3 protein-coding genes are annotated in these 3,850 nt (G+C 73.9%); all 3 read right to left on the bottom strand.

Annotated elements, in window-relative coordinates:
* Positions 1 to 69: 69 nt before the first annotated feature.
* Positions 70 to 951, bottom strand: coding sequence for a YceI family protein (locus CCN44_RS17315; protein ID WP_086698167.1), 882 nt, complete (start codon positions 949 to 951; stop codon positions 70 to 72).
* Positions 952 to 1,078: 127 nt separating this feature from the next.
* Entirely contained in the window at positions 1,079 to 1,915 is an 837-nt protein-coding gene (locus CCN44_RS17310; protein WP_086698166.1) for an arylamine N-acetyltransferase family protein, read from the bottom strand.
* Positions 1,916 to 1,943: 28 nt separating this feature from the next.
* The coding region (locus tag CCN44_RS17305) for a ComEC/Rec2 family competence protein (protein WP_086698165.1) at positions 1,944 to 3,850 on the bottom strand (1,907 nt) is incomplete at its 5' end.

Genomic DNA, 3,850 nt, shown 5'->3' with positions numbered 1-3,850 from the left:
GTCGGGGCAGGGCGTCGGGGGCCGCGGGGACGAGCCGCGGGCCGGCGCTTGTGCGGCAGGCCGGGGCCGTCAGCCCCTCGGCACGATCTGTACGTCGAGGTCGACGCGGATGCTCGGTCCGATCGCCGCGATGCCCCGCGCCAGCATGGACTGCCAGCTGACCGTGAAGTCGTCCCGGTGCAGCTCAGTGGTGGACCGGCAGGCGGCCCGCACCTCGCCCTCCATGCCGTTGCCGAGCCCGAGGTACTCGGTGTCGAGCGTGACCGTGCGGGTCACGCCGTGCAGCGACAGCGCGCCGGTGACCGCCCACCGGCTGCCGCCCTTGTGCACGAACCGGTCGCTGTAGAACTCCAGCGTGGGGAACCTCTGCACGTCCAGGAAGTCCGCCGACCGCAGATGGTCGTCACGCATCCGGACCCCGGTGTCGATGGACGCCGCGTCGATCACGACATGCATCGCCGACTGCTCCACCCGCTCGGCGATCCGCACCACCCCGGCGAAGGAGTTGAACCGCCCGTGGATCCGGGCCAGCCCGATGTGCCGTGCGGTGAAGCCGATCGAGGAGTGCAGGGGCTCGACCTCCCAGTCGCCCGGGGCCGGCGGTTCCGGCGGCTGGGCCACCTGCAGCGTCACATCCCCCAGCGAGGCGAGGGCGTTCTCACCGACCAGCGCGGTGGCCCGGTACGGGGCGTAGCCCTCGGCCGACACCGCGAGCCGGTACTCCCCCGCCGGCACCGTGGCCACGAACGTGCCGTAGGGGTCCGTACCACCGGTCACCACCCTGCGGCCCATGGGGTCGCTGACCGCCAACTCGGCACCGCGGACCGGCTCGTTGACCGGATCCACCACCCGGCAGCTGAGCACTCCCGCGTCCGGCGGTGTCCGGACCGCCGCCAGGGGACTCATCCGTTGCACCCGGTTCGTCCGGTTACCCAGCCAGCGGCCGAACATCTACGACACCCCTGTACGCCTCGACACCATCCCTTGCCGAAGGTGCATTCGATCACCGATGCGGCTTTCGAGGCAACACGGGCATACATCACGGGAAACCGGCGCATGCGCCCGGGACTGGGCCGAATTAGTCGGTCAGGTCAGGGTTTCGCACAGTCGGCACACAGCTCAACTCGATCCCGAAGCGTTCCCGGTAGACCGTCAGCACCTCGTCGTCCGTCCCCAGCTCGCGCGTCTCGCGGGTGCCGTCCGCGGCGGTCGTCTTCAGCCTGCGCCCGCTGAGCGTGATCCGTCCTCCGTCCTCGGTGATCCGGGAGCAGACCAGCGAGCGGGTGAAGTGGGACTTCGGTGAGGTGCTGTGCCACCAGGCGCCGGCCGCGAAGTCCCCGAGCACCCGGGGCCGGATCTCCAGCCGGTACTGCGGCTCGCCGTCCAGGACGACGTCCAGGTCCCCGGCGCCCGGCGTGTCGCCACCGCGCACCCCGGCCGGGTCCGGCCCGGCCTCCATCACCTGGAAACTGCCCCCGGGATCGTCCTGCTCCCCGCGTTCCCCGTAGACCAGCGGGTAGTGGCTGTGCGCCCCGAACCCGACATCGGCGAGCCAGGTGTCACCGTCCGCCGTCCGCACCCGCAGCGCGAGATGGTCGTAGGGGATCCCGAGCCGCCCCTCGCCGTCGTACACGCGTCCCGCGAGCAGCTCCACCCCGTAACCGAGGGCGGCGAGCAACGTCCCGAACGCTCCGTTCAGTTCGTAGCAGAAGCCGCCCCGCCCGGCCTCGGTCACCTTCTCCAGCAGTCGCTTCTCCTCCAGCGTGATGGCCTCTCCGAGGTGGACCGACAGGTTCTCGAAGGGGACGGTCCGCAGGTGGCTCAGGTGCAGCTCGCGCAGTGCCTCACTGGTGGGCTGCTGCGGGCGTGCGATGCCGAGTCGGCGGAGGTAGGCGTCGATCTGTGCGGATGTCATGGGCCCAGTCTGGTCGCCTGCCGTCCTCCTAGTTCTCTCTGGCTACCCGCATACGCCCCTTGATCCCTCCGGTTCCGGTGATCGCGAGGGCGCCGTCGCGGTCGGTGCGCAGGACCGCCGCGCCGCCGGCCCGCAGTGCGGCCATGGTCGTCGGTGCCGGGTGGCCGTAGGGGTTGCCGGCGCCGGTGGAGACGAGCGCCACCCGGGGTGCCGTGAGGTGTATCAACGCGGGGTCCTGGTAGGCCGAGCCGTGATGGGCCACCTTCAGGACGTCCACTCCGGCCAGCTCGGCGGCCGCCGGGGACCTCAGCAGCGCCTGCTGGGACGGGGGTTCGAGGTCTCCGAGCAGCAGCAGCCGCAGCCCGCCCGTGCGCACGAGCAGCGCGATGCTGGCGTCGTTCGGGCCCTCCGGCTCGAACAGGGCGCCCGGCCGGGCCGGGGGCGCCGCCGTCCCGTGGGGCAGCTGTGTCCGCTGCGCCGGCGGCCACAGGACCCGCCAGGTGAGGGGCCCGGTACGCCGTTCCTCTCCGGCGGCGGCCGTCGTGACCGGGATGTGCCGTGCGGCCGCCTCCCTGCGGACGAACTCTGCCTGGTCCGCCGGTTCCGCGAACCCCGTGGTCTCGATCTCGGCCACCGAGCGGCCTCGCAGAACGCCGGGCAGGCCCGCCACGTGGTCGGCGTGGAAGTGGGTGAGGACGAGGAGGGGGACGCGGGTGATGCCCAGCCGCCGCAGGCAGTGGTCGACCAGCCCGGGGTCGGGTCCGGCGTCCACGACCACCCCGGCGCCCCCGCCCGCCGCCAGCACGGTGGCATCCCCCTGGCCGACATCGCACATCGCGAACCGCCAGCCCGGTGGCGGCCAGCCCGTGACCACCCGGGTCAGCGGCGCCGGCCGTGTCACCAGCACAACGACCAGTACGCCGAGCAGTCCGCACCACACCGGGTGCCGCAGCAGTCTCCGGCCGGCCAGGACGACGCCCACGGTGACCGCCGCGAGGGCCAGCGCCCCCGGCCAGCTCCCCGGCCAGTCCACTCCCGCGCCGGGCAGCGCCGCCCCGGTCCGGGCCACCCCGGCGATCCACCCGGCCGGCCAACTCGCGCACCACGCCAGCGCCTTCGCCGCCGGCATCGCGACCGGCGCCGTAGCGAGCGCCGCGAACCCCAGCACCGTCGCCGGTGCCACCGCCACCTCGGCCAGCAGGTTGCAGGGCACCGCCACCAGACTCACCCGGGCCGACAGCACCGCCACGACCGGCGCGCACACCGCCTGCGCGGCGGCAGCCGCCGCCAGAGCCTCGGCGAGTCGGGGCGGCACCCGGCGCCGTCGCAGCGCCTCGCTCCAGCCCGGCGCCAGCACCAGCAGCGCGCCGGTGGCCAGCACGGACAGCAGGAAGCCGTAAGTGCGGGCCAGCCACGGGTCGTACAGCACCAGCAGCAGGACGGCCGTGGCCAGCGCCGGGATCAGGGATCTGCGCCGCCCGGTGGCCAGGGCGAGCAGCGCCACCGCACCGCAGGCGGCGGCCCGCAGGACGCTGGGGTCGGGCCGGCAGACGACCACGAAGCCCAGCGTCAGCGCTCCCGCGAGCAGAGCCGTCGCCCGCAGGGAGAGCCCCAGGCAGGGGGCCAGGCCACGGCGCTCGGTCCGGTGCGCCAGGCCGGGCGGCCCGATGAGCAGCGCCAGCAGAACGGTGAGGTTGCTGCCGGAGACGGCGAGCGTGTGCGCCAGATCGGTCTCCTTGAAGGCGTGGTCCAGCTCGGGTGTGATCCGCGAGGTGTCCCCGACGACCAGCCCGGGCAGCAGGGCCCGCGCGTCTGCCGGCAGGTCCTCGGTCGCGTCCCGCAGGCCCGCTCTGAGCCGCCCCGCCAGCCGTTGCGGACCGTTCGGCCCCGCCACGACCGTCGGCTCCGGCCGGCCCCGCACCCGCAGCACGGCCG

The sequence above is a fragment of the Streptomyces tricolor genome, assembly GCF_002155905.1.
Taxonomy (GTDB): Bacteria; Actinomycetota; Actinomycetes; order Streptomycetales; family Streptomycetaceae; genus Streptomyces; species Streptomyces tricolor.
This window is presented reverse-complemented; position numbering and strand designations above follow the sequence as displayed.

What these genes read in the sequence shown, in the direction of transcription:
- CCN44_RS17310 (WP_086698166.1), bottom strand. Translation starts at nt 1,915, where the DNA reads ATGACATCCGCACAGATCGACGCCTACCTCCGCCGACTCGGCATCGCA.
- CCN44_RS17315 (WP_086698167.1), bottom strand. Translation starts at nt 951, where the DNA reads ATGTTCGGCCGCTGGCTGGGTAACCGGACGAACCGGGTGCAACGGATG.